Below are 26464 nucleotides of genomic sequence, written 5' to 3'. Positions count from 1 at the left end.
TGGCATTTTTGGTGCTAATCGTGGAGTGGGGTTGATGTTTTTGTGGAAAGGGAATGTCCTCAGAAGGGTCAGTTCTTGTCGTCAAGCAACTCGAATCCGCAGTAGGGTACGAGTACTTTCGGCACTCGAATGCCTTCAGCTGTCTGGTTGTTCTCAATGATGGCTGCCACGATGCGGGGCAATGCCAATGCCGAACCATTGAGGGTGTGACAGAGTTCTATCTTTTTGTCTGCCGAGCGGCGGTAACGACAGTGCAGGCGGTTGGCCTGATAGTTTTCGAAGTTGGACACGGAACTTACTTCCAGCCAGCGTTCTTGTGCCGCGCTCCATACTTCGAAGTCGTAGCAGATGGCTGAAGTGAAGCTCATGTCGCCGCCGCAAAGTCGCAGGATGTGATAGGGGAGTTCCAATTTTTGGAGCAGTCTTTCCACGTGGTCGAGCATTTCGGCGAGCGATTGGTAGGAATGTTGTGGTGTGTCGATGCGTACAATCTCCACTTTATCGAACTGATGCAGCCTGTTCAGTCCGCGTACGTCTTTGCCGTAGCTACCTGCTTCGCGTCGGAAGCACGACGAATAGGCGCAACGTTTCACGGGAAGCTGTTCTTCTTCGAGGATTTCGTCGCGGAAGATGTTGGTAACGGGTACTTCTGCGGTGGGAATGAGGTAGAGGTCGTCGGTCTGTGCGTGATACATCTGTCCTTCTTTGTCGGGCAATTGTCCCGTGCCGAGTCCTGATGCCTGATTGACGAGTAGCGGGGGTTGTATTTCCAAGTATCCGCTCTTGCGTGCTTCATCGAGGAAGAATGCTTCCAGCGCACGTTGCAGTCGTGCCATCTTACCTATATATATGGGGAATCCCGCTCCGGTGATTTTCACTCCGAGGTCGAAGTCCACGAGATTGAACTTCTTGCACAAGTCCCAGTGGCACAATGCCTTTTCGTTGAAGATGGGTTTTGTGCCTCCTTCTTTCACCACCACGTTGTCGGAAGCGTCTTTTCCCTCCGGTACGTCATCGTTGGGGATGTTCGGAATGGTGAGCAGCACTTCGTTTAGGGCATTTTGTGCCTTTTCCATTTCCTCGCGAAGTGTCTTGTCAGTGGCTTTCAGTTCTGCCACTTTGTTTTTTATTTCTTCTGCTTCGTTTTTCTTTCCTTCCTTCATCAATCCGCCAATCTGCCTTGAGAGTTGGTTTTGTTGTTGTTTTCCGCTGTCGAGTTGTTGTTGGTTGGTGCGACGAAGTCTGTCGAGTTCCAATACTTTTTCTATGGTTTTGCGCGCGTTGGTAAAGTGCTTTTTTTCAAGCCCTTTTATCACACGTTCCGTTTCCTCACTGATGAGCTTTAATGTAAGCATGTTTCTTTTTATGTTATGATTTCCTATTTGGGAAACAAAGTTACGAAAAATATATTTGAAATGCACGAAAATTTCGCGTAATCTTTTTTTCTCGGTTGTCGGACTTTGCGAACCGGGTTAAATTCCGTGTTTCGACGTTGTGTTTTCCGGTACAAGCGGCATTGCGTTTCGGCACTTGATTTCGGGTCATTGCCGTTCGGTGTTGGTTTGTCTGATGAGCGAAAAAAGCCGCGTCCAGACGGGACGCGGCAAGATTGATGTTCATGTTTCAACACTGATGGATTAGAAGTTTTCCGGAGCTACTTGGAAGAAGCTCTGTGGATGGTCGCAAACGGGGCATACTTCCGGTGCTTGTTTGCCCACTACGATATGTCCGCAGTTGATGCACTGCCATACGGCGGAGCCGTCCTTTGCGAATACTGCTTTGTCGGCGATGTTTTTCAACAGTTTGCGGTAGCGTTCCTCATGTTTTCTCTCTATGTCGCCTACCTTTCGGAACTTCACGGCGATTTCGGGGAAGCCTTCTTCCATGGCTTCTTTTGCCATGCGCTCATACATATCGGTCCATTCGTAGTTCTCGCCTGCTGCTGCGTCGCTCAGGTTGCGGTCGGTGGAGGGGATATCGCCCTCGTGCAGGAACTTGAACCAGAGTTTTGCGTGTTCTTTCTCGTTGCGAGCGGTCTCCATGAAGATGTCCGACATCTGTACGTAGCCGTCTTTGCGAGCTTTCGAAGCGTAGTATTGGTATTTGGTGTGAGCCTGACTCTCACCGGCGAATGCTGCTTGGAGGTTGGCTTCTGTCTTTGTTCCTTTCAGGGCAGATGGGTTGAACTCCTTGAACTTGTCTGCCTTAGCGTGGCAAACGGGACATTCTGCGGGTGCTTCGGCACCTTCGTACATGTATCCGCAAGCGGTGCAAATAAATTTTTTCTTCATAATGTTTTTGTATTTGAATGAGTTTGTTGTTTCTTGTTTTTTGCCTTTCTCCTCTCTCGCGGGGAGCGTGGCTTCATTGTTGGGTGATTGTCGGGCGCGCGAGGCGGAGCGATAAATCTGCCTCAGGCAACTTCAGCGTGTTGCGTCTCGATATTTGTAATCTTTACAATGTTTTTTCATCTGCAAATTTACGATATTTCTTTCACATTTCATAATTATTTTGGTTTCTTTTCGGTCTTTCTTCTCAATATAGACGGAAACTAAATAATTTCTTTTTTCTTCCCTTTTCCCGGTTGTGTGCGCTGTGTTCTTTGTGTGGATGCGGAAAAAGAATATGGGAGGACTCGCCGGTTGCGTGTCCTCCCACATTAATTAATCCATATATATGGATGTTTATCTGTCGAAATTGTCCTTCTTTGACATGATGATGACTTCGGCAACTACGGCTGCCAATGTGGTTAAAACTCCAAATGTAAACATGATTGTTGTCCTTTCTTCTTTTCTGTGCGCGTCCCTTTGACACGCGGTTATTTTTTATTCACTTATTAACTCGGTGCAAAGGTAATGAAATAAAGGCAGTCGGGCAATGATTTTGCGTTTGCGCATGGCTGTCATGCTGTTTTTCTTGATGTAGGTCAAATGTATTGACGCACATCAAAAAAACAGTGGTGAAAGGCTGAAAACCGTCTGAAATGCTTGTCGGCAAATCCAATCCGGGCTATCTTTGCGAACGTTTGGAAGAATAAAAAAAAGGAAAAGCAATGGAAAAGTTAATTACCAAGAATCAAGAGGTGGGCACCACGCTCACCCTGCGTTTGCAGCAGATACGCGACACTCGGCGCAAGGCTCTCGAGGCGAAGCGCAAGCAGGCGTAACGTTTCGCGTGGCTCATCCCTGTGCCGTCCACAGCCATTCCACCGGTCCGCTTTTCGGCAGGGTCTCGCCCACGCTGCGTGGCACGATGCGGAAGCCGTTGTATTCAAAGTCGGTGAGTTGTTCCGGCAGTGTGGCGCGATTTCTGATGATGTGGCGCGTCATGGCTCCCCGACAGCTCTTCGCATAGACGGTAATATTCTTCAGTTCGTCGCCTTTTTGCACGTAGAAGCGTGGCTGAACGACACACACCTCGCTCAGCACGCGTTTCCAATCGAAGAGTTGTTGATATTCCGCCGTGGCAAGATGCACCAAGATGCCATCATCGGCTTTCACGTTGTCGATGAGGAAATCGGTGAGCACCGGTTTCCAATATTCAAACATGGTTCTGCCGGCTGACACGCCCGTCATTACCTTTCCTTCCATGCGGTAGGGGTGAATGTGGTTCAGGGGGCGCAACATGCCATAGAGAAAGCTGAGAATCCACAGTCGGCGGTTGGCAAAAAGCAGGTCGTCGGCGTTGAGCGATGCGGCGTCCAGACATTTGTACGCCTGCCCGAAGTAAGCCAACACGGCGGGCAGCCTGCAATTCGGGTTGGGGAACTCCTGATAGCGCAACTTCGTCTCTGCTGCCAATTGGCGGTTGCACTTCAGTTCTGCCTGCAGCTCTTCCACCGACCGTCCTGCCATCTCTTGCGCGAAACGTTCCGCCGCACGCAGGAAAGGCGGTTCCGAGGTGGGTGGCAATGCCCCTTGCTCGTAGCGTTCTTTATCCGGGTTCATAATCTTTGCCGAAGCCAAAATAATCTGCATGGTTCTGTTTTCTGTTGTTTTTACGCTCGTGTGTCATGGAATTTTTCCCTCCCCATGACCATTATGTCCGCGTAGTGGTTATGTTTTGAATTTACAAAGATAATCACATTTTCCGTAAAAATCAGCCGTTCCCGCATTATTTTTTTCATTTCCCCCTTCGCCATCCTTGTCCGTCATGGAGGCAAACCTCTTGTTTTTTTGCCTGTCAAGGAGCAAGTTTGTAAAGAAACTTCCGCAACAACTTGCAAAAGCTAAGCCATTGCCTTCTAAAAGCTAAGCTATCGGCTGTCAAAAGGTGAGCTTTTGCAAGACAAAAGGTAAGCTTTTGCATCCCAATTTTTATGGTTCTGTGTATCAATAAGTTACAAACCATGTAATCAATCCTCGGAAGTAAAATATTTTCATCATGCTTCTTCTTCCGCGTGAACTGCGGAGAAGTTCTGCATTTTATTACAAAAATCAAACGAACACCACGCTTCACAACTTTGTAACGTTTGCAACAAATTCGTAACAAAGACGTAAAAACCTATTCACATCTTGTTAATTTTTCTTTAACACAACGTCCGTACTTTTGCAGCGACAAATTAAAATACGAAAAGCAAAAAAGATGAATTGTATGAAAAGGGGATTTTTCGCGGCACTCTTGCTCCTTATCGGAGTTTTGCGGCTGCAAGCGCAGGAAATCATCGGAAATGTTTACGAGGCGAAGACCAATCTTCCCATCATTGGCGCCACCATAGAAATTGAGGGCGACAAACCGGTGGCAGTTACCGACATCGACGGAAACTTCACCATCACCGACTTGAAAGCGGGAAAATACAACCTCATTGTGAGGTATGTGGGATACAAAACAAAAAAAATTGACGGAGTTGAAACGCAGGCTTCAGGAGCAGATAAGATGTTGAAAGTGGCTCTGGAGACTGACGAGAAACAACTACAGGAAGTATCGGTTACGGCAGTTGCAAGGCGCAACACCGAACAAGCGATGATTCAGGTGGTGAAAAACAGCTCCGTCATAGTGAGCAACATATCGGCACAAGAAATAAGTAGAACTCAGGATTCCAACGCCGGCGAGGTGATAAGACGCATACCGGGCGTGAGCCTCATAGAGGATAAATTCGTCATGGTGCGCGGACTGTCGCAACGCTACAACAACGTGTGGATAAATGGTGGAGCAGTGCCCAGCTCGGAAGCCGACTCAAGGGCTTTCTCGTTCGACATCATCCCAAGTTCGCAAATCGACAACCTCACCATCGTCAAAACACCGGCACCGGAATATCCTGCCGACTACAGCGGAGGATTCATCATCGTCAATACGAAGGAAATCCCAACAGAAAACTCGTTCAGCGCACTTCTCGGCGGAAACTGGAACACCCAGTCGGCTTTTCAGGACTTTAAGTATTACAAAGGGTCGGGCACCGACTTCCTCGGCTTCGACAGTGGGAAACGAATGCTCGGCGGAGGATTCCGGGCACACCTCAACAACTTTGGAAACGAGCGCATCGACCTGATGGGCAACGAACTGAACAACGACTGGACAACACACACCCGACAACCATTCGGCGACCTGAAGATGGCACTGAACTGGAACCACCGCTGGAACCTGGGCGAACACCGCATGGGACTGATTGCAATGATGAACTACAGCAACGAAACGCGCGCTTACAGAGGAATGGAAAACAACCTCTTCGGCATCTACGATGCACAAAACGACCAACAGAACTACTTGCGCCACTCCTTAGACGACCAGTACAACCACAACGTACGACTCGGAGCCATGCTCAACCTCACATTTCTCACTGCCAACGGATTGAACAAGTTTCAGTTCAAGAACATCTTTAACCAAATAGGCAACAGTCGATACACGTGGAGAGAAGGAATCAGCGCACAATCAAACCAAGAACATTCGGCAGAATACTATTACAGAAGTCGTGCAACCTACAACACACAATTCACCGGGAAACACACCATAAAAAACGATGAATTGGACTGGAACGTCGGCTACGCCTACGCCAATCGCATGATTCCCGACCGCCGTCGCTACCTCACCGACGACGCCATAGAAACAGGACGAATGGCACTGACCACGGGAAACGACATATCGAGAGAATGGACAAGACTCAACGAACACATCGTCTCGGCAGGAGTGAACGACAAACACCACTTTGCCTTCGGCAACTTTGAACCCATAGTGCAGGCGGGAGCCTACGCGGAATACCGAACCCGCGACTACGATACCCGCGAGTTCATCTACAACTGGGACGCTTCCGACAACAATATGCCAATGGGATTCCGCTACATGGACATGACAGAACTGCTCAGCAATCCCAACAACTTTGGCAGCGACAAACTCTATCTGCTCGAACAGATGAACATGCGCAACGACTACATCGGACACAATACTTTAGGCGCAGGCTACCTGTCGGTCTCTCTCCCCTTTGGGAAACTCGGTATCTACGCCGGTGTCCGATTTGAACACAACAACATGGAACTCATCTCGAACGCAAAAGACACAGAAGTGAGCCATGTAAGCACATATTACAAGAACAACGACTTCTTCCCATCACTCAACGCCACGTATAAATTCAACGAACAACACCAGTTGAGAGCATCCTACGGAAGAAGCATCAACCGACCCGAATTCAGAGAAGTGTCATCATCCGTATTCTACGACTTCGACCTCGCCTCCAACGTACAAGGTAACGCGAAACTGAAAAACTGCTACGTGGACAACATCGACTTGCGCTACGAGTTCTATCCCGGAAAAAGCGAAATCATATCATTGGCAGCTTTCTACAAACACTTCGATTCGCCAATAGAATGGACCTACACCGTGTCGGGAGGAACAGACCTCATCTATTCCTACAAGAACGCACAATCGGCAAACAGCTACGGAGTGGAACTCGACATCAGAAAAAGACTCGACTTCATGGGACTGCCCGACTTCAGCTGGTCGTTCAACGGCGCACTCATCAAGTCGAAAGTGAACTTCGAAGCAGGAGCAAAAGAAGCAAACCGACCCATGCAGGGACAATCGCCTTACCTCATCAACTCAGGCTTCTTCTACATCAACGAGAAATATGGATGGAACGTTTCGCTGCTCTACAACAGAATAGGAAAACGCATCATAGGAGTGGGACGCAGCGAAGGAACAACTTCGGGCAACGACGTGAACTCTCGCGTACCCGATAGCTACGAAATGCCACGCGACGTCATAGACCTCACGGCATCAAAGAAGTTCGGAAAACACTGGGAACTGAAACTAAGCCTGCGCGACCTGCTCGCACAAAAGGTGAACTACAAACAGTTTGCCGACGTTACCTACGCCGACGGAACCTATCGCAAGGTGGAAGAAGTAACCCGGTCTTACCGACCCGGACACAACATCGGATTCTCTGCCATCTATAAGTTTTAACACAAGAACAACAAAAATAATTTCTAACTTCTTCCCAACAGAAAAACCGACTCATCATCGGCAATAAAGAAGGGAAACAAAATCAACAAAACAGTTATGAACAAGAATTTTAAGTTTTTCGGTTACGCTGCAATGCTGACCCTCACATTGGGTTTCGCAGCATGCAGCAGTGATGACCCCAACCCCAACCCTAATCCCACACCGGGAGAAAAATATGTCTGGGGAACGGACGGCTCAATCAAATCATGCGACCACCTGCTCTTTACCAATGGAATGGAAGACCCAAAAGGAAAGGAAATAGGCAACGGCAATCAGGAATTTGTCTTCACCGGCAAGCAGACACTGAAAAAAGGCACCTACACGCTGAAAGGCTGGATATACATTGCCAACGGAGCAGAACTCACTCTTGAACCGGGAACCATCATCAAGGGCGACAAAACCACCAAAGCGTCAATCATCGCCGAACGTGGAGGCAAACTCATCGCACAGGGAACGGAGAACGAACCCATCGTCTTCACCTCCGCACAACCAAAAGGACAACGCAAACCGGGCGATTGGGGTGGAGTCATACTCTGTGGAAAGGCTAAAACCAATCAAGGAGAACAGCAGATAGAGGGCGGACCACGCACCAAACACGGCGGAAACGACGATGCAGACAACTCGGGCGTGCTCAGTTACGTACGCATCGAATTTGCCGGGTATCCTTTTGAGAAAGACAGAGAAATCAATGGCTTGACATTCGGTTCCGTAGGCTCGGGAACGAAAATCGACCACATCCAGGTTTCATATAGCAACGACGACTCTTACGAGTGGTTCGGAGGTACGGTGAACGCTAAATACCTCATCGCTTACAAGGGATGGGACGACGACTTTGATACCGACAACGGCTACCGCGGAAGCGTGCAGTTTGGACTCGTGGTGCGCGACTCGAAACTTGCCGACACATCGAAGAGCAACGGATTTGAAAGCGATAACAACGCAAGTGGCTCAGATGTCAGTCCATTCACGGCTGCTACTTTCTCGAACATCACTTTCGTAGGTCCGAAGGTGCTCGACCCTAACTTCAAGAACACCACCGACTACATCACAGGCGGAAGCATGAACCCCAACAATGGCGCGGCACTCGGTAAATTTCAGGCTGCAATGCACATCCGTCGCAACTCGCGCATGAATTGCTACAACTCTGTTGCCATGGGCTACCCCATTGGATTGATTCTTGATAATCAGAAGGGCGATACACAGGGTGCAGCCAAAGCCGGGAAAATGAAATTGGAGAACATTTGGTTCGCAGGAATGGACATCATCGGATCCGACTACAACGGAGTTTACAAGGATGAGTTGTACGATTACAAGACCAATACAACCGATCCGGGCAAACCTTCTTTCACAAGCACCTTCTTTAAGGCACAGAAAGGCAACCTCGTGATGGACTCGTGGAAATCATTGGTGGGAGCTAATGGTTACACACCGGTAGCGGGCAGTGCGTTGCTCACCGGGGCTGTGTTCGATTTCGCGGGCAATTGGTTCGAGAAAGTACCCTTCATCGGGGCATTCGGTGCTACCGACTGGACGAAAGGATGGGCGGAGTTCGACCCACAGAACCGCGATTATTAAGCAAAGTCTGATAAGTGGAAGACAGAGTCGGCGTTGCGCGTTGGCTCATATGAATCGAGTAGGAGGTAAACACCGGTCATAGGGGTTTATCTCCCACTTTTGTGTTCACCGATTGCTCAACCGCCATGCGTGCCTTTCGGCATACGGCGGTTTTTCTTTGCAGCCATTGCAGGAAAATCTGCCACATTCCATCACCGGACAAGGTGGCTGTGAGGCTTCTTCTTGTCAGGTATGGCAGGAGTGTTGCTTTGTGGTTGCAAGTCCCGGGCAAGTTCTTGTTGGTGGGAATTCCTCGGATGTATCGGCGTGAATCTCTCTTTGCTTCCCATTTGTGAATAACCAAAAACCGCGACGCCCCAAAGTCGGAACGTCGCGGAAAAAATGAAAAAAAATTGAAACTTATTTTGCAATGTATTTCGATGTCTCTACAGTGCCGTTCTTGAAGATTGATTTCTTGATGAGTACGCCTCTTGTTTCCTTATTGACTTTCTTTCCGTTGAGGTCGTAATAAATTTCATTGTTGATTTCGCCGTTGTTTTCCTTGTTCGTAACTTTGTCAATGGCAGTTGCTTCTGCATTGAAAGTATATTTGGACATTATATCTGTCGAAACTATCCATTCCTTATTATCGGAGTACCATCCGCTCAATACGCTCGTTAAGTCTTCTTTTGTATTATCCAAACTGATTGTATTGCCGGCAACAGTATAGGTGAAGTTTGGCATATCATTATTGATTTCAAACGACGATCCTTCGGAATTTATTTTCATCATGCCTACTTGTACGCCCCATCCTTCGTTACTCTGATAAATGTATTGACCACACGGAACAGTGATTTTGTTTCCTTCAATGGTACCTTTTACCCATGTGCCTATATCTTCGATGGAAAGGGGATCTTTGATGTAGATGGTTTTGTTGTCAGGTGCATAGACAATCGTCATGGTGCCCAGAGTGTCCTGTTTCGCTTTTCCCAGCTTTCCTTTTCCGTCTGCACCTTTGTAGTAATAAAGTGCCGAACCGTCTCTGTCGTAAACTTTCACGGTTCCTTTCGGTTGTTCTGTGATGATTGTTACTTCTTGTGCTGATGCTGCAAGACTGCTGATTGCCACGAGGGCTAAGAGTAGAATTTTTTTCATAAGTTTAGGTATTAACTTGTTAGTAATTACGGTTAGAATATATACCTCATGCGTATGTCGCATGCGACAAAGATACAAAAAGTTTGTGAAAAGTGTTTGTTTTTTCTCTAAAAAATATAAATTATTTCATTTTTCTTAATATTTTTCCTTTTTTCGGATGAGGAATGTGAGTGAGAGGGGGTGAAAAAGAGGATGTCCGTTCCCCGAAGAGAGCGGACATCCGAACATAAAATATAATTTCAAAAATCTTCTTTTTTTCTTTGCTTGTCGATTAGTAAGCGAACAAAGGATAATCCTTCATGGTAGCGTTTACTTTCTCGCGCACGCTGGTGATGACCTTGTCGTCTTCCGGAGCCGTGAGCACGGTGTCAATCAGTTCGGCGATGAGGTGCATCATGTCTTCTTTCGCGCCACGTGTGGTCATTGCCGCCGTACCCAAGCGGATGCCGCTGGTTTGGAATGCGGAACGGCTGTCGAACGGAACCATGTTTTTGTTCACGGTGATGTCGGCTGCCACGAGTGCGTTCTCAGCCACCTTACCTGTGAGGTCGGGGAATTTGCTGCGCAAATCCACGAGCATGGAGTGGTTGTCCGTACCGCCACTGACGATGTCGAAGCCACGATCGATTAATGCCTGTGCCAGTGTGGAAGCGTTTTTCTTCACCTGTGTGGCGTATTCTTTCCAACTTGGTTCGAGGTTTTCGCCAAAAGCCACTGCCTTGGCAGCGATGACGTGCTCGAGTGGTCCTCCTTGGTTGCCCGGGAAGACGGCTGAGTTGAGCACGGCTGACATTTTCTTGAGGTTGCCGTTCTTGAGTCTGATGCCCCATGGGTTGTCGAAGTCCTTGCCCATGAGGATGACACCTCCGCGCGGACCGCGCAGTGTTTTGTGTGTGGTTGTGGTAACGATGTGTGCGTATTTCACCGGGTTCTCAAGCAGTCCGGCAGCGATTAGTCCGGCAGGGTGAGCCATGTCCACCATGAAGATGGCGCCTACCTCGTCGGCAACTTTGCGTATGCGTGCGTAGTCCCATTCGCGGCTGTATGCCGATGCGCCTGCCACGATGAGTTTTGGTTTGTTTTCGCGTGCGAGTTGCTCAAGGTTCTCATAGTCCACGCGTCCCGTCTCGCGGTTGAGCTTGTAGCCGATGGGGCGGTAGAGGATTCCCGATGTGTTCACGGGGCTTCCATGAGAGAGGTGCCCTCCGTGGTCGAGGTCCATACCCATGAAAGTGTCTCCGGGCTTCAGGCAAGCGAGGAACACTGCCTGGTTGGCTTGTGCTCCGGAGTGGGGCTGAACGTTGGCATATTCTGCGCCAAAGATTTTCTTGATGCGCTCGATGGCAACCGTTTCCACTACGTCAACTACCTGACAGCCACCGTAATATCTTTTACCGGGGTAGCCTTCGGCATACTTGTTGGTAAGGTAGGAACCCATTGCCTGCATTACCTCTTCACTTACGAAATTCTCCGATGCAATCAGCTCCATTCCTTTCAGCTGGCGCTGGTGCTCTTTCTCGATAAGATCAAAAATCTCAAGATCTCTTCTCATGTTGTATAATGTATTAAGTGTCTTTTCAAGCGGTTTTGTTTGGTTAGGCTCTCGAAGACATAGGTTATGTTTTTAATTGTTTGCAAATATAATGAAATTCCGCAAATCGAACAAATAATTGTGAAAAAATATTCAGTATCAGTTCCCGAAAGCTCATCTTTTGCCGTGTAAAAGATGAGCTTTCGGCAATCAAAAGGTAAGCTTTTGCACTGCAAAAGGTAAGCTTTTAAAAGCTGTTTTTTAATCTGTTGTCTTTCAGTGTGTTGCGAGTGTCGGGACAATCCTTCAGAATGTAAAATTTTTTCGTCATGTTTCGATTTCCGGATGAGCTGTTGAAAAACCGGTCGGAACCACATTCCCTATCGTGGTTCAGCCCTATCCAAAAATGTTCGGAAACGCGTCTGTCGCCGTGTGGTTCAATGGTTCGCAACACGCATGTCCGCCGATGGCAAATGACCGGTTGGCGAATGAGGGGAGATTTGCGTACCGCCTATATATATAAGGTGTGGGGGAGGGAGGAGCGTACAGCCCTGCCACGGCAATTCTGTTGCCTTTTTTATTTTCTTGTAACGTTGATAATCTTTGTGGGGGCTTGCGCCTTGTTGCGCCGATTGACCACCGTTACAACGGCTTGCGCCAGATTGATGAATGCCTGTCCCGTCAGTGTGTCTGTCCGTATGGCAGAAGGTTCCCCCTTGTCGCCATTCTCGCAGATGCTTTGCACGATGGGAATTTGTGCCAACAGCGGGCAACCTGTCTCCTTTGCCAATTGTTTCGCACCCTCTTTGCCAAAGATGTAATATTTGTTGTCGGGCAATTCGGCAGGTGTAAACCATGCCATGTTCTCCACCAATCCGAGAATGGGCACGTTCACTTTTTCGTTGCGATACATGTCTATGCCTTTGCGCGCGTCTGCCAATGCCACGTTTTGCGGTGTTGAGACGATGACAGCCCCGGTGATGGCAAGTGTCTGCAACAACGTCAGGTGAATATCGCTTGTTCCGGGCGGTGTGTCGAGAATGAAGTAATCCAAATCGCCCCAGTCGCCATCGGCGATGAGTTGTTTCAGGGCGTTCGATGCCATGCTGCCACGCCAGAGCGTTGCCGTGTCGGGATGTACGAAGAAGCCCACGGAGAGCAGTTTCACCCCATATTTCTCTATCGGTTCGATGAGTTGTCTGCCGTCCTTCTCCACTGCATAAGGGTGTTCGTTCTCCACGCCGAACATCTTGGGCATGCTTGGTCCGAAGATGTCGGTGTCGAGCAGTCCCACCTTATAGCCCAATCGTGCCAAGGCGATGGCGAGATTGGCTGAAACGGTGCTTTTCCCCACACCGCCCTTTCCCGAACTTACGGCGATGATGTTCTTCACGTTGGGCAGCAGCTTGCCCACTTCCGGGCGCGGAGCCGACTTGAACTCAGTTTTTATTTCCACCTCCATCGCTTTGTCTATGGAATAATGTATCTGGGCTTCAGCCGCTTTCAACGTAGATTTCATGAAAGGGTCGGTCTGGCGGGGGAAAATGAGCGTAAAACTCACCTTCATGCCGTCTATTCGGATGTCGTCAGCCACCATCTCGCTCTCCACGAGATTCTTCTTCGTACCGGGATAAATCACCTTCGACAAAGCGTCGGTGATGAGTTTCGGATATAATGTCATTTCTTCGCTTTTTTTATTTTTGTATGGAACGATTGCAAAGATAAACAAAAACAACGAGAAACGCTCCCCTTCAATCAATATATTTCTTAACTTTCCGAAGCGGAAGAAGCAACTTCGGACGCGAATTTCCACAGCATCGACATTCCGCCGGTTGGTTACAGAACACTTTATAATGTTAAGTTGTGTTATAAGTTGTGAAATAACAAAAGATAAGTCCCTTAGTCTTGAATAATTACTCTAAATTTGTGCACTTAGTTTTTTATTTAGGTAAAAGATTGGAGGTTGGCGAACCCTCCTCATTCAGGATATGAAAAACAGAATATTCAGTTAAACTTTAATAGAAATCAACAAATGAGAAAAACATTACAACTTTTACTGTTGTTTACGTTGCTTGCTTTGCCATCGTTCGCAGAGAAAGTAACGAAAGCGCAGGCACAGCAAATCGCCCGGAAATTCATGGCGGGGCAGCTACACCGTGGAGCAAAGGCACGCTATGCCGCCATTCCTGCCAAACTGCGATTGAGCAAGAGCACTGACAGAGATTACGAACCTTTCTATGTATATAACGCCGATGGCAATCGCGGATTCGTGATCGTCTCCGGCAACGATGCCGTGGGAGCAATCCTCGGCTATTCCGACTCAGGCTCTTTCGACATGGAAAACGCACCCGACAACGTGGCAGCCATGTTGCAAATGTTTGCTCGCGTGGTGGAGAACGCTTCCGCACGCAAGGCACCGCACGTTGGCGATGCAGTGCCCTCTAAGGGAAAAGTGGTGGTAGCACCGCTGCTCGACAAAGACGGTATTCAATGGGGACAGGACGCGCCATTCAACGGCATGATGCCCACCTACACCGCCGAAGCGAAGACAAAGCATTATTTCGTGGGTTGCGTGGCAACGGCAATGGCACAAATCATGCGCTACCATCGTTGGCCCGCACAAGGCACCGGCGAACTAACTTATAAGAGTAATATCGGACAAGACCTCACCGCCAACTTCGGCACAACCACCTACGATTGGAACAACATGCCGGGATGGCTCGAAAAAGACAATGCCAATGCTGAACAGAACAAACAGGTGGCAACGCTCAGTTATCAGGCTGCCGTATCGGTTCACATGTCGTTCGCACCGGCAGGCAGTGGCGCTTTCTCGCAAGCTGTTACAGGTGCGCTCGTCAATTACTTCGGCTACGACAAAGCCATTGCCTACAAGAAACGCGAATATTTCAGCACCAAAGAGTGGATGGACATGATTAAGGCAGAACTCAACGCAAAACGCCCCGTGTTCTACAGTGCCTCAAATGAGGACGGACAGGGCGGACACGCCTACGTTTGCGATGGTTACGACGACCAAGACTACGTGCACATCAACTGGGGATGGTATGGCAAGAGCAACGGCTACTTCCTCGTGAACGCGCTGAACCCCTACGACCTCGGCATCGGAGCCAACGGCGGAGGTTACAATCTGCAACAGGAAATCATCACGGGCATACAGAAACCCGTGGAAGGTAGCAAACGCTCATGGGATATCTATTGCGATACGCGCTTCACAGCAACACTCCTTTCCACCGGCATACAGTGCATGTCCATCATCAGCAACCACGATTGCGACGACTTCGACGGTGTCATCGCCGCAGTGCTCATCGACAAAGATGGAAAGATTGTTGCCAATCTCAAGGAGCAACCCTTGAACGTAAAGGGCGTGAACCTCGACAAGAAGCCGCTGACCAATGGCGATTGGGCTAAGATGCAGGATTGCTCGGTCAATGTACCCGGTGTGGCTGACGGCAATGACTATAAGATCATCTATGCGGTGAAAGCCAAAGGAACGGAGGATTGGAATATTGTCCTTGCACCGAACAGCCTCCCCAACTATGCCATCGCAACGGTGAAGGACGGCAAAATCATCGCCGTTGACCAGCACAAGCCGATACCTGACGTGACATTGCTTGAGAAGATAACACCCGATGGAACTCTCTATGCCGGAGGAAGTGGCTGTTTCAAAGTGCACATCCGCAACAATTCAACCGATTATTACGTTACACGCGTATGGCTGAAGTTCACTTCCATCGACGACCCCTCGAAGGTTTACTATCTGCACGAGGCTGATGAGAAACTCAATAACGTCTATGACAGTAGCGAAAAAGAACTCAGCCTGCTCATCAATCTTCCGGCAGACATGCCCGAAGGCAAGTATAAAGTAATCGCTTTCGATAAAGCAAAGCCAAAAGCTCCGGCAGGTGCCGACTTCGAACAATATCCATTCAAGGAAGACCTCGTGGGCGAAACTATCCTTGAAGTCAAGAAAGCGGCCCAAATACCGGTTATCCGCCAATTGGGGAACTTTGCATGGCTCAGCAGCGGTGCAAACGAGAACGAAATTGTGCAGGGCGACAAAGTGCTCTTCACACACCCTGTTCGCAACTATGGATTGGAAGGAACGGTGAACCTCTTGCTCAAGGTGCAGAATGTAGAGAACGAGGAGGAAACTCGCGACTTCATCCGTCTCGATGCACAAACATTCAAACAACAGGAACGTCAAGATCCGAAATATTATGTCCGTACGGATTTGAATCCGGGTAAATACAAGTTGTTGCCCTATTTCGTATATAAGGACACGGAATACCCGATGGAAGGCACTTTTGAGGATTGCATCATTGAAGTGAAGGCAAACAATGCCCTGCCACTCACCGCAACAGCATTCGAGGTTCCGAGTATAGAGTGGAAACAAGGAACAAACGTGAAGAACATCAAGTTTACGCTGAAAGCAAGCGAAGCCACTAAGGGAATGTTATACATCCGTTTCCGCCCGGCTTCCTACCGAGCAGGCCAACTTGCCAACATGCAGTCTGTCAGCATGGCAGCAGGCGAGACAAAAGACTTTGTCTTCGATTATAAGCCTTCCGCCACACTCGCCAACGGAGCTTACCTCCTCTATATGGAATATCGTCCGCAAGGCAAAAAGAGTGGCGAAGAAATCACCGTGAGTGGCGAAAACACGAAGGTTATTTACTTGGGCATTACGGCAGGCATCGACGATGCGCAAACCACGACACAATCGGCAGAGTTTACCATCAATGGCAACGAACTGCGCTTTGGCAACGCCGGAAACATCCGTCGCGTGGAACTCTACGGCATTTCCGGAGCCAAGGTCTTCTCTGCGACAGCCGTTGGCTCTTCTCTCCAACTGCCTGCAACAGCCGGTGTCTATATTCTGCGCGTAGTAACGCCACAAGGCACGGTCAGCAAGAAGATTGTGCTGAAATAAAAGGTATCAGAGACATTAAATAAAATTGTTTTTTAAATCATGGGGGCACATCTTTTGGGATGTGCCCCTTTTTAATAATGTCCTGAATATTCTTCATTCGTTTATCCAAAGCTTAGCTTTCGTGTTCCAAAAGGTAAGCTTTTGCAATGCAAAAGGTCATGAATTGGCGTGCAAAAGCTAAGCTTTTAAATAGCAATTCATATTATTCTGATTATCAATAGATTACGAAACGCGTCCCGGATGCGGTTTTTGTAATATAATTTCGTGGTGCCGGATGGGTAGAATGTTCGCTGTCAAGAGCCTTTTTGCCATTGCCCGAATTACGATTTGGAGGATGAGGAGGCATGTGTCATTCGCCATTGAAACAAAATACATCAAGTCTCATGATTTGATGAAACCTTGCGTGGGACACAAAACCATTTCGGACACTATCGCCCCCTGTTCCTTATATTTCGTGTTTTTGCGTTTTTTAAGAGTAAATATTTTGAATTGGTCGTTAAATTATTTAACTTTGCGAAAATAACGCAAGCATTATCATCAGCCTCATGAAACGATACGTTCTGTTGGTTTTTGGTTTATTGTTCTTTCTTGGTTCTGCATTTGGTACGCCGAAAATCAAATGGAATCAAGCCTATCAATCCTATTTTATCAAATATAAGGACATCGCCATCCGGGAGATGTTGCGTTATGGCATACCGGCAAGCATCACCTTGGCGCAGGGAGTGCTGGAGAGCGGGGCAGGGCGGAGCAGACTCGCCACGGAAGCAAACAACCATTTCGGCATCAAGTGCCATGACTGGACGGGGCGCACCGTCTCGCACAACGATGATCTTGACGGAGAGTGCTTCAGAGCATACAACTCGGCACTCGAAAGCTATGAAGACCACTCGAAGTTTCTCACCGGCAGACAACGTTACAACAGTTTGTTCCTGCTCCCGCGCACGGATTATCGCGCATGGGCATACGGATTGAAACGAGCGGGCTATGCCACCAATCCCAATTATGCCAACAGCCTGATTTCCATCATCGAGCTTTATCAGCTTTACAGATATGACAACGCAACGTCGTACAACGCTTTCCCGGATAATGTGTTCATCGCCGGGAAAGATAGCGAAAAGCCTTCGCCGGGAGCTTCGCGCCAACCACCGACGGCCGGCAATGCCTCGGCCATGCACTCGCTCCGCGCCTATAACAGCAACTGCTATCTCGTGGTGAGACGTGGCGACACATTCAAGAGCATAGGCAGAGAGACCGGCATCAGCGGTAGGAAACTGGCACGATACAACGAGCGGAAATATAAGGACACGCTCAGAGAAGGCGAAATTGTATGGCTCGGAAAGAAACGCAAACGCGCTCCGAAGGAGTTCAAGAAGCGGCAGCACATCGTGGGCAACTCGGAGAGCTTGTACGACATAGCACAGAAGTATGGCATAAGACTGAAGAGTCTGGTAAAGAAAAATCGCCAACTCGCTGAAGATGGCGTGCGAGTGGGCGATAAGGTGCGGATTTATTGATTTTCTCTCACGTGCTTTTGTTCGCGGCTATTGCCTGACGAGCATCGCTTTGCGAATGTGTATGTCGGCGATGGGGCGGTCGTTGGCATCCGTTTCGGCACGCTGGATGCGTTCCACTACGTCCAAACCCTCCACCACCTCGCCAAAAACGGTGTAGGAACCATCAAGATGGGGCGTTCCGCCGATGTTCTTATAAATATCGCGCGTGGCAGGCGACATCTGTACGGTGCTGTCGGTGGCACGATTGAGTCGCTCCTGCACCTTGTCGAGCCCGTCGTCGGTGAATTTTCTTCCCCAAACAATGTAGAACTGCGTGGAAGAGGAAGCCCGCTCCGGGTTCACCTCGTCCGATTCGCGCGCCGCTGCCACTGCCCCTCGTTTATGGATGAGTCGCGGATAACGAAATTCCGCCGGTACAGAGTAAGCCTCCGGCGTGTCGCCCAACGGCTGTCCCGGCAGCGCGGTCTTAGAGCCAAGGTCGCCGGTCTGAACCATGAAGTCGCTGATGACACGATGAAAGAGCACCCCATCGTAAGCACCACTCTCCACCTGTCGGATGAAGTTGTCGCGGTGCAAGGGCGTTTCGTCGTAGAGCCGGATGCGAATGTTGCCACTGTCGGTCTCCAATAAGATTTCGGTTTGCTTTTGCTCGTTTTGCCCCTGTGCCGAGAGTGATGCGAAGAGCAAAAGCAGAGACGAGAGGATGAGTTTCATTCTGTTTGTTTCCATAAATCAATAAGTGTGTAAATGTTCCTTTATTAATTAGGTGGATATAACTCCGCTTTCGGTTTATCCGGCAACAAATTTACGAAAAACATCGCGAAAACTCCCGGTTTTTTCGTAACTTTGCTTGAAAATTCAAGAAAAAACGTTATTCATCATGGCAACAATAAAAACCGTAAAAGGAAAGTCTCCCACATGGGGAAAACGATGTTACATCGCCGAGAACGCCACTTTGGCAGGCGACATCATCATGGGCAACGACTGCTCGGTGTGGTTCGGAGCCGTTATCCGCGCCGACGTGGCGGAAGTGCGCATCGGCAACGAGGTGAATATACAGGATTTAGCTTGCGTACACCAGTCGGCTGGCATGCCGGTGGTGCTGGAAGACGGTGTCAGCGTGGGACATGGTGCCGTGGTTCATGCCTGCACGGTACGGTGTGGCGCGCTCATCGGCATGAATGCCACGGTACTTGATGGGGCAGAAGTGGGCGAAAACTCGGTGGTGGCTGCCGGAGCGGTGGTGCTTGCAGGGACAAAGATTCCCGCCAACGAGATATGGGGCGGCATTCCCGCGAGACGATTGAAAGAAACAAGCCCCCATCAGGCGCGAACCTTTGCCGACAACTATCTGAGGACAAAGAAATGGTATGAGGAGGAAACGAGCTGATTGCTCCACCGCTTTCCCGACAGAAGCAAAAGACTTTCCATGACGGTATTGTTTTTGAAAAAATATACGTAACTTTGTGGCGAGAAAATTACCCTGAACACCACAAAACCGGCACAATGAAGGTTTTGCGATAAAAAAACAAAAAGACAACAACATGCAAGATATCATCCTCGGACTCCTCATCCCTCTCTTCGGAACAGTGCTGGGCTCGGCTTTCGTTTTCTTCATGCGCAAAGAAATGTCCGCAAGTTTGCAGAAAGCATTGCTGGGATTTGCCTCAGGCGTCATGGTGGCAGCCTCCATCTGGTCGCTCATCATTCCCTCAATGGAAATGTGGGACGATGCAGGAAAAGCACGCATCATCCCCGCCGTAACGGGATTTCTCATCGGTATAGCTTTCCTGCTCTTCATCGACTTCATCACACCTCACCTCCATCTTGGCAGCAATACACCGGAAGGACCCAAGTCGCACTTGAGCCGGACGGCAATGCTCACCTTCGCCGTTACCATCCACAATCTTCCGGAAGGAATGGCTGTGGGCGTGGTGCTGGCAGGTGCGATGCAGGCAAGCACCGACATTACCATGGCGGGCGCCTTGGCAATGGCTGTGGGCATAGCCATACAGAACATTCCGGAGGGAGCTATCATCTCCATGCCAATGCGCGAAGCCGGCAATTCCAAACTCAAATCGTTCGTCATCGGATCGCTCAGTGGCGTGGTGGAACCCATCGGCGCCGTACTCGTCATCCTGCTTGCCGGCATCATAGAACCTGCCTTACCTTATCTCCTGAGCTTTGCGGCGGGTGCCATGTTCTATGTGGTAGTGGAAGAACTCATACCCGAAGCCTCCGAAGGAGAGCACTCCAACTTGTCCACCATCGGCTTTGCCGTGGGCTTTGCACTAATGATGACCCTTGATGTGGTAGCCGGGTAAGGACAGAAGGCACATTCCCGACCGGGTTTTAATGTTTTTACCCCCTCTTCCACCGTGACATCACACGCCACGAAAATCTGACAGGACTGTGTTTTAATGTTTTTTATAATCCCCGTTCCTCCTTTTCCTTGCGTAATCCGTAAAAATTACGTAAGTTTGCAACAAGAAGCGGATGCCCCCCGAAGCACCCATGAAGAGGCTGTGGCAGTGGCATGAAACCCTATTCGGTATCTGCTCCCTTTGGAAAATAATTCACTTAATACCAAGAATATGATAAAAGAATATATCCAAGAAAACCAAGAGCGCATGCTCGAAGAGTTGTTCAGCCTGATACGCATTCCCAGTGTGAGTGCGCAGCCCGAGAAGCACGGCAAGGACATGATACGCTGTGCGGAAAGATGGAAAGAACTGTTGCTCGCCGCCGGAGCCGATAAGGTGGAAGTGATGCCCACAGAGGGCAATCCGGTGGTGTATGGCGAAAAAATCATCGACCCAAAAGCCAAGACGGTTTTGATATACGGTCATTATGACGTAATGCCGGCAGAACCTTTCGAACTATGGAAGAGCGAACCCTTTGAGCCGGAAATACGCGACGGACACATTTGGGCGCGCGGTGCCGACGATGACAAGGGGCAATCCTTCATTCAGGCAAAAGCCTTTGAATACGTGGTGAAGCACAATCTGCTGAAACACAACGTGAAGTTCATTCTCGAAGGTGAGGAGGAAGTAGGCTCACCCAGTTTGAGCACATTCTGTTCCACCCACAAGGACTTGCTCAAGAGCGATGTTATCTTGGTGTCGGACACCAGCATGCTCTCAAAAGACCTCCCTTCACTCACCACCGGGCTGCGTGGGCTTGCCTACTGGCAGATAGAGGTAACAGGTCCGAACCACGACCTGCACTCCGGGCATTTCGGAGGTGCGGTAGCCAATCCCATCAATGTGCTTTGCAAACTGATTTCCGACGTTACAAATGCCGACGGCAAGATAACCATTCCCCATTTCTATGACGATGTGGAGGATGTACCGGCGGAAGAGCGCAAGATGGTGGAGCAAATACCCTTCGATATCGAGGCTTACAAACGTTCGCTCGATGTGGAGGAACTTTTCGGTGAGAAAGGTTACAGCACCATCGAACGCAATGGTTTCCGACCCTCGTTCGATGTCTGTGGCATTTGGGGCGGCTATCAGGGCGAAGGCTCCAAGACCGTCATTCCATCGAAAGCGTATGCCAAACTCTCTTGTCGGTTGGTGCCTCACCAAGACCATGAGAAAATAGGGCAGATGGTCGTTGAATATTTCCAAAAAGTAGCCCCGCGGAGCGTGAAAGTGAACATCCGGTCGCTCCATGGGGGGCAGGGCTACGTCTGTCCCATCAACCTCCCCGCCTACAAAGCAGCCGAAAAGGGTTTCGAGAAAGCCTTCGGCAAACGCCCTTTGGCAGTTCGACGCGGCGGAAGCATCCCCATTATTGCCACTTTCGAACAGATACTCGGTGTGAAGACCGTGCTGATGGGCTTCGGATTGGAATCAAACAGCATCCACTCGCCCAACGAGAACATTCCGCTCGACATGCTGTGGAAGGGCATGGAGGCGGTGGCAACCTTCCATTTGGAATACGATAAGGCGGAATAGAACAAATCCGCGAAGACATAATCAACGGAGAAGACAAATGCCATATGGAAATAAAGCATTCGTCTTCTCCGTTTTTTCATTGTTTTTTATTACCTTTGCAAGTCGAAAACCGAGTTTTCGCATAAAGGAAATAAAAAACATCACTCGCATGAAACCAACTTTGTTATTGCTCGCCGCCGGGATGGGAAGTCGCTACGGTGGCTTGAAACAGCTCGACGGCTTAGGTCCCAATGGCGAGACCATTATGGACTATTCCATTTACGATGCCATACAAGCAGGCTTTGGTAAAATCGTCTTCGTCATCAGAAAAGACTTTGAACAGCAATTCCGCCGCCAGGTGCTCTCAAAATACGAGGGGCACATCCCGGCAGAACTGGTTTTCCAAGGCATCGACACCCTCCCCGAAGGCTTCACCGTGCCCGAAGGCAGAGAGAAACCATGGGGAACCAACCACGCCGTACTCATGGCGAAGAACGTCATCAATGAACCCTTCTGCGTCATCAACTGCGACGACTTCTACAACCGCGACTGTTTCAAAGTCATAGGCAAATATCTTTCCGATCTCCCACAAGGAGCGAAGAACCGCTATGCCATGGTGGGCTTCCGCGTGGGCAACACCCTGAGCGAGAACGGTACCGTGTCGCGCGGACTCTGTTCCACCGATGCCGCCGGCAACCTCACCACCGTGGTGGAACGCACGAAGATAGAACGACACGAAGGCAAAGTGCAGTATCTCGATGACAACGAAAAATGGATTACGGTGGACGACAACACGCCCACGTCCATGAACGTTTGGGGCTTCACACCCGACTATCTGCAATACAGCGAGGACTATTTCAAGGTCTTCCTTTCCGATCCGAAGAACATGGAAAATAAAAAATCGGAATACTTCATCCCCATGATGGTGAACAAACTCATCAACGACGGAACGGCAACCGTGAAAGTACTCGACACCACAAGCACGTGGTTTGGCGTTACCTATCCCGAAGACCGCGATGGAGTGGTGGCGCGCATCAGCCGACTCGTAGCCGACGGAATCTATCCCAACCGCCTGTTCTGACACGACCACCGGCACACCAAGCCTCACTCTTACATCAAATCAAAGCGAATGAACATCAATATCTTAGACAACGAACGTTTGGGACAACTGCGCACGCTCATCGACGAAGCGCACCACATCGTCATCTGCGCCCACAAATCACCCGACGGCGATGCAATGGGCTCTTCGCTGGCGTGGAAATCCTATCTGAAACAAATTGGGAAAGACGACGTTTCCGTCTGCGTGCCGGATGCCTTCCCCGACTTTCTGCAATGGCTGCCGGGCTCAAACGAAGTGTTGCGATACGACAAACGAGCCGACGACGTGAGAAAAGCCTTCGAAAACGCCGACCTCGTTTGCTGTCTCGACTTCAACCAATCCATGCGAGTGGAGGACATGCAGCCGCTGCTCGACGAAAGCAAGGCAAAACGATTGCTCATAGACCACCACCTCGAACCCGACACCAACAACCGGCTCACCATTTCACACCCCGAACTCTCGAGTACCTCAGAGATTGTCTTCTCGCTGATATGGCAACTCGGTGGCTATGAGGGCATGACAAGAGATTGCGCGCGCTGCATTTATTGTGGCATGATGACCGACACGGGAGGATTTGCCTATAACTCCACACGCCCGGAAATCTATTTCATCATCACGCAACTGCTCGAAAAAAAGGTGGATAAGGACAAAATCTACAACCGAGTTTACCACAATTATTCCTCACACGCCATGAAACTGCGCGGACACCTCATCCTCAACAAGCTCGAGGTGGTGGAACAGCTCCACGCCTCCTACTTCGTCGTAACAAAAGAGGAGATGAAACGCTTTAAATTCATTAAAGGCGACCTCGAGGGATTAGTGAACATACCATTGCAAATCAAGGGATTAAAACTAAGCATCTCCCTTCGCGAAGACACCGATAAACCCAACACCGTGCTCGTCAGTCTGCGCTCCGCCAACGGCTTTCATTGTCAGCCCATGGCAACGAGGTTCTTCAATGGTGGGGGGCACGCGGATGCCGCAGGCGGAAAGCTTCATTGCTCCATTGATGAAGCCGGACAAATAGCACTGAAAGCCATCCTTGCATATAAAGATGAACTAAGATGATACAACCACCTTATTTACAGCTAACTATATGTAGCTGATTAAAGTTCTGCAATATGTTCCGCCAACTTCCGGAAGTTCAAATACAAACCGAGAAACTACCGACAATCAAGCCCACACAGCCCACGTACAGATAACGCCACGCGGGCATTTTTTTCCTGATTTTTAGCCATGAAGTTCTGTAGTCGAACTGTTGTTACACAAAAGCTTAGCTATTGCAATCTAAAAGCTTAGCTATTGCAATCTAAAAGCTTAGCTATTGGAGCCTAAAAGCTAAGCTTTTGGAAGTCTGTTCATAATCTTCTGATTATCAACAGAATACATTGCCCTAAATTTTGTCTGTCAATTCCAATCTCAGCCATGTTCTTGCAGAGAGTCGCATCGACAAAATCGCCGATGAAATCAACAATTTTTCCCAATGCCGTAAACAATTTTTTCCGATGGATGGGTGGATTTATAATGATGGGAACTTCAATTTACCTCAGTAAAAAAGATGATTTACTTCTATGGATAGATGAATTTATAACTAAGAGAACTTCAATTTACTTCGATGAAATCGATATTTTATTTTGATAGAATAATGATATATCCCGATGAAATCGATGATTTTTTTAAGCGGAATGGATAATCCTTTTTGCGAACAATAATGTTTTTTTCAGTTCCAATAAATCCATATTAATCAGTTCTGCGGTCTGCGTTCAGACAAAATCAGATACCTTATTTACCATAATACTGATTAAGAAAATAATAATGGTAGCAGTTTTGCTGTCGTATTTGCAACATTTAAACTCATTTGCCGATGCAGAAATGTTTAAAGATGTTATGGAGGGTTTCGGTGCTGCTGATTTGCGTGCCGGTGATGGTGCCGAGTTCCTCGATAACGAGTTTCAAGTCTTCTGCCACAAGGTCGCCACTGAGTCCGAGGTTGATGGATTGTGCTACGGCGAGCAATGCCTGATGTGCTTTTGTGAGGGCTTCGTAGTGGCGTGCGCTCGTTACGATGACCGAGTTTTCGGTGAGTTCGGGCAATTCGGCTGCGTGATAGATGATTTGTTCGAGTTTGTCGATTCCCAAGTTTTGTTTTGCTGATATGGAAATGACGTTCTTATCGTTGTTGTTGTGAGGGTGTCGGTTCCCGCTCAGTATTGCCTCTTGTTTATTCCGTACGATGATGAGTTGTTTTTCGCGACATCGTTGTTCCATCTCCGTGGTCTCTTCGTTTGTGGGTTCTTCGTCAATAACCCACAGTACGATTTGTGCTTTGTCGATTTGCCGATAGGTGCGTTCTATGCCCAGTTGTTCTATTTTGTCGTTGGTTTTTCGGATGCCGGCGGTGTCGATGAAGAGAAATTCAATGCCGTTGATGGACATGGTGTCTTCTATCACGTCGCGCGTCGTTCCGTGAATATTGCTTACGATGGCACGGTTGTCGCGTATGAGTCGGTTGAGTAGTGTCGATTTTCCCACATTTGTTTTTCCCACAATAGCCACCGGTATGCCTCTTTTCAGGGCTTGTCCCATTTTGAATGATTGTGCGAGTCCGATTACTTTTTCATCTATTTCTGTTGCCAATGCTTTGAGTTCGGATCGGTCGGCAAACTCCAATTCTTCATGGTCGGCGAAGTCGAGTTCCAGTTCGATGAGTGAGGTCATCTTAAGCAGTTGTTCGCGTAGTTTTGCGAGTTCTCCCGAGAAGTGTCCCTTGAGTTGCGACATTGCCATTTTGTGGGAGGCTTTATTAGCCGATGCGATGAGTTCGGCTACGGCTTCTGCCTGCGACAGGTCGAGTTTTCCGTTGAGATAAGCTCTTTGTGTGTATTCTCCGGGTTCGGCTTGTCGGCATCCTTTTTCTATGAGTCGTTGGAGCACTTTGTTGAGAATGTAGGTGGAGCCGTGGCACGATATTTCTGTGGTGTCTTCTCCGGTGTAGGAATGTGGTGCTCGCCAAACTGCCACTACGGTCTCGTCGATGGTTTCCCCTTTCGCGTTGGTTATTTCTCCGTGGTGTAATGAGTTTGCGGGTGCGTTCAGTATGTTTTTTGAAAAGATGCTGTTTACGATGTCGATGGCTTTCGGTCCGGACACTCGAATAACGCCGAGTGCTCCTCCCGGTGGTGTTGCCATTGCGCAGATAGTGCCACTCCCGTCCCCTCTCCGTTTGGTGAGGTAGGAATTGTCATGAAGCGATTGCGTTTTATTCATAATTAAAAAACGGGAGGGCTCTATCTT

General features: G+C 48.9%; 19 protein-coding genes. 9 read left to right on the top strand and 10 right to left on the bottom strand.

All coding sequences use genetic code 11. The features are described 5' to 3' along the window. Nucleotides 1-68: 68 nt before the first annotated feature. The 3 genes from serS to ETF27_RS07800 form a co-directional block, all read right to left on the bottom strand. A complete protein-coding gene (serS, locus tag ETF27_RS07810) occupies nt 69-1355 on the bottom strand; it encodes a serine--tRNA ligase (protein ID WP_130829935.1) in 1287 nt (428 codons plus the stop codon). A gap of 282 nt (nt 1356-1637) precedes the next feature. Next, the gene (gene rbr, locus ETF27_RS07805) at nt 1638-2291 is read right to left on the bottom strand and encodes a rubrerythrin (protein WP_130829934.1); all 654 of its coding nucleotides are present in this window, start codon (nt 2289-2291) and stop codon (nt 1638-1640) included. A gap of 888 nt (nt 2292-3179) precedes the next feature. Beyond that, complete coding sequence (locus ETF27_RS07800) at nt 3180-3977, bottom strand: YaaA family protein (protein ID WP_130829933.1); 798 nt, start codon at nt 3975-3977, stop codon at nt 3180-3182. A gap of 607 nt (nt 3978-4584) precedes the next feature. Here ETF27_RS07800 and ETF27_RS07795 point away from each other — a divergent pair. Both ETF27_RS07795 and ETF27_RS07790 read left to right on the top strand, forming a co-directional pair. Beyond that, nucleotides 4585-7392: a TonB-dependent receptor gene (locus ETF27_RS07795; protein ID WP_130829932.1), complete on the top strand. Its 2808-nt coding sequence runs from the start codon at nt 4585-4587 to the stop codon at nt 7390-7392. A gap of 96 nt (nt 7393-7488) precedes the next feature. Then, nucleotides 7489-9006, top strand: a complete 1518-nt coding sequence (locus tag ETF27_RS07790) for a hypothetical protein (protein ID WP_130829931.1) — start codon at nt 7489-7491, stop codon at nt 9004-9006. Between the two features lie 76 nt (nt 9007-9082). Here the strand turns inward: ETF27_RS07790 and ETF27_RS07785 are convergent, their stop codons facing one another. The 5 genes from ETF27_RS07785 to ETF27_RS07765 all read right to left on the bottom strand — a co-directional run bounded on the left by ETF27_RS07785 (nt 9083) and on the right by ETF27_RS07765 (nt 13352). Further along, on the bottom strand, nt 9083-9349 hold the full coding sequence (locus ETF27_RS07785; RefSeq protein WP_130829930.1) for a hypothetical protein: 267 nt from the start codon (nt 9347-9349) through the stop codon (nt 9083-9085). A gap of 56 nt (nt 9350-9405) precedes the next feature. Further along, the gene (locus ETF27_RS07780) at nt 9406-10140 is read right to left on the bottom strand and encodes a hypothetical protein (protein WP_130829929.1); all 735 of its coding nucleotides are present in this window, start codon (nt 10138-10140) and stop codon (nt 9406-9408) included. A gap of 271 nt (nt 10141-10411) precedes the next feature. Further along, entirely contained in the window at nt 10412-11692 is a 1281-nt protein-coding gene (gene glyA / locus ETF27_RS07775) for a serine hydroxymethyltransferase (protein ID WP_130829928.1), read from the bottom strand. Between the two features lie 226 nt (nt 11693-11918). After that, complete coding sequence (locus tag ETF27_RS07770; protein ID WP_147785670.1) at nt 11919-12125, bottom strand: hypothetical protein; 207 nt, start codon at nt 12123-12125, stop codon at nt 11919-11921. Nucleotides 12126-12248: 123 nt separating this feature from the next. Further along, a complete protein-coding gene (locus ETF27_RS07765) occupies nt 12249-13352 on the bottom strand; it encodes an Mrp/NBP35 family ATP-binding protein (RefSeq protein WP_130829926.1) in 1104 nt (367 codons plus the stop codon). 351 nt (nt 13353-13703) lie between these two features. Here ETF27_RS07765 and ETF27_RS07760 point away from each other — a divergent pair, with 351 nt between their 5' ends. Both ETF27_RS07760 and ETF27_RS07755 read left to right on the top strand, forming a co-directional pair. Next, nucleotides 13704-16619 carry a thiol protease/hemagglutinin PrtT gene (locus tag ETF27_RS07760; RefSeq protein ID WP_147785669.1) on the top strand — a complete coding sequence of 972 codons (2916 nt, stop codon included), beginning with the start codon at nt 13704-13706 and terminating at the stop codon, nt 16617-16619. Between the two features lie 545 nt (nt 16620-17164). Beyond that, a complete protein-coding gene (locus tag ETF27_RS07755; RefSeq protein ID WP_130829924.1) occupies nt 17165-18133 on the top strand; it encodes a glucosaminidase domain-containing protein in 969 nt (322 codons plus the stop codon). A gap of 27 nt (nt 18134-18160) precedes the next feature. Here the strand turns inward: ETF27_RS07755 and ETF27_RS07750 are convergent, their stop codons facing one another. Continuing rightward, the gene (locus tag ETF27_RS07750) at nt 18161-18862 is read right to left on the bottom strand and encodes a peptidylprolyl isomerase (protein WP_147785668.1); all 702 of its coding nucleotides are present in this window, start codon (nt 18860-18862) and stop codon (nt 18161-18163) included. Between the two features lie 151 nt (nt 18863-19013). Here ETF27_RS07750 and ETF27_RS07745 point away from each other — a divergent pair, with 151 nt between their 5' ends. From ETF27_RS07745 to ETF27_RS07725, 5 genes are all read left to right on the top strand, one after another. Next, complete coding sequence (locus ETF27_RS07745) at nt 19014-19523, top strand: gamma carbonic anhydrase family protein (RefSeq protein WP_130829922.1); 510 nt, start codon at nt 19014-19016, stop codon at nt 19521-19523. A 154-nt stretch (nt 19524-19677) separates the two neighbouring features. Further along, complete coding sequence (locus tag ETF27_RS07740; protein ID WP_130829921.1) at nt 19678-20457, top strand: ZIP family metal transporter; 780 nt, start codon at nt 19678-19680, stop codon at nt 20455-20457. A gap of 270 nt (nt 20458-20727) precedes the next feature. After that, nucleotides 20728-22092 carry a dipeptidase gene (locus ETF27_RS07735; protein WP_130829920.1) on the top strand — a complete coding sequence of 455 codons (1365 nt, stop codon included), beginning with the start codon at nt 20728-20730 and terminating at the stop codon, nt 22090-22092. 148 nt (nt 22093-22240) lie between these two features. Then, a complete protein-coding gene (locus ETF27_RS07730) occupies nt 22241-23152 on the top strand; it encodes a glycosyltransferase family protein (RefSeq protein WP_130829919.1) in 912 nt (303 codons plus the stop codon). A 48-nt stretch (nt 23153-23200) separates the two neighbouring features. Beyond that, complete coding sequence (locus ETF27_RS07725; protein WP_130829918.1) at nt 23201-24238, top strand: DHH family phosphoesterase; 1038 nt, start codon at nt 23201-23203, stop codon at nt 24236-24238. A 786-nt stretch (nt 24239-25024) separates the two neighbouring features. Here the strand turns inward: ETF27_RS07725 and mnmE are convergent. Further along, nucleotides 25025-26437, bottom strand: a complete 1413-nt coding sequence (mnmE, locus tag ETF27_RS07720; protein ID WP_130829917.1) for a tRNA uridine-5-carboxymethylaminomethyl(34) synthesis GTPase MnmE — start codon at nt 26435-26437, stop codon at nt 25025-25027. Nucleotides 26438-26464 lie beyond the last annotated feature (27 nt).

The organism is Prevotella brunnea (assembly GCF_008016795.1).
GTDB lineage: Bacteria > Bacteroidota > Bacteroidia > Bacteroidales > Bacteroidaceae > Prevotella > Prevotella brunnea.
The sequence above is the reverse complement of the archived record's forward strand: the minus strand, read 5'-3'. Positions and strand labels throughout refer to the sequence as shown.

Bases quoted from the DNA above. Each gene is read 5' to 3' on its own strand.
- glyA (WP_130829928.1), bottom strand. From the start codon at position 11,692: ATGAGAAGAGATCTTGAGATTTTTGATCTTATCGAGAAAGAGCACCAG.
- rbr (WP_130829934.1), bottom strand. From the start codon at position 2,291: ATGAAGAAAAAATTTATTTGCACCGCTTGCGGATACATGTACGAAGGT.
- ETF27_RS07725 (WP_130829918.1), top strand. From the start codon at position 23,201: ATGAACATCAATATCTTAGACAACGAACGTTTGGGACAACTGCGCACG.
- ETF27_RS07730 (WP_130829919.1), top strand. From the start codon at position 22,241: ATGAAACCAACTTTGTTATTGCTCGCCGCCGGGATGGGAAGTCGCTAC.
- ETF27_RS07790 (WP_130829931.1), top strand. From the start codon at position 7,489: ATGAACAAGAATTTTAAGTTTTTCGGTTACGCTGCAATGCTGACCCTC.
- ETF27_RS07740 (WP_130829921.1), top strand. From the start codon at position 19,678: ATGCAAGATATCATCCTCGGACTCCTCATCCCTCTCTTCGGAACAGTG.
- ETF27_RS07800 (WP_130829933.1), bottom strand. From the start codon at position 3,977: ATGCAGATTATTTTGGCTTCGGCAAAGATTATGAACCCGGATAAAGAA.
- ETF27_RS07750 (WP_147785668.1), bottom strand. From the start codon at position 18,862: ATGGAAACAAACAGAATGAAACTCATCCTCTCGTCTCTGCTTTTGCTC.
- ETF27_RS07760 (WP_147785669.1), top strand. From the start codon at position 13,704: ATGAGAAAAACATTACAACTTTTACTGTTGTTTACGTTGCTTGCTTTG.
- serS (WP_130829935.1), bottom strand. From the start codon at position 1,355: ATGCTTACATTAAAGCTCATCAGTGAGGAAACGGAACGTGTGATAAAA.
- ETF27_RS07795 (WP_130829932.1), top strand. From the start codon at position 4,585: ATGAATTGTATGAAAAGGGGATTTTTCGCGGCACTCTTGCTCCTTATC.
- ETF27_RS07745 (WP_130829922.1), top strand. From the start codon at position 19,014: ATGGCAACAATAAAAACCGTAAAAGGAAAGTCTCCCACATGGGGAAAA.
- ETF27_RS07755 (WP_130829924.1), top strand. From the start codon at position 17,165: ATGAAACGATACGTTCTGTTGGTTTTTGGTTTATTGTTCTTTCTTGGT.
- mnmE (WP_130829917.1), bottom strand. From the start codon at position 26,437: ATGAATAAAACGCAATCGCTTCATGACAATTCCTACCTCACCAAACGG.
- ETF27_RS07735 (WP_130829920.1), top strand. From the start codon at position 20,728: ATGATAAAAGAATATATCCAAGAAAACCAAGAGCGCATGCTCGAAGAG.
- ETF27_RS07765 (WP_130829926.1), bottom strand. From the start codon at position 13,352: ATGACATTATATCCGAAACTCATCACCGACGCTTTGTCGAAGGTGATT.
- ETF27_RS07780 (WP_130829929.1), bottom strand. From the start codon at position 10,140: ATGAAAAAAATTCTACTCTTAGCCCTCGTGGCAATCAGCAGTCTTGCA.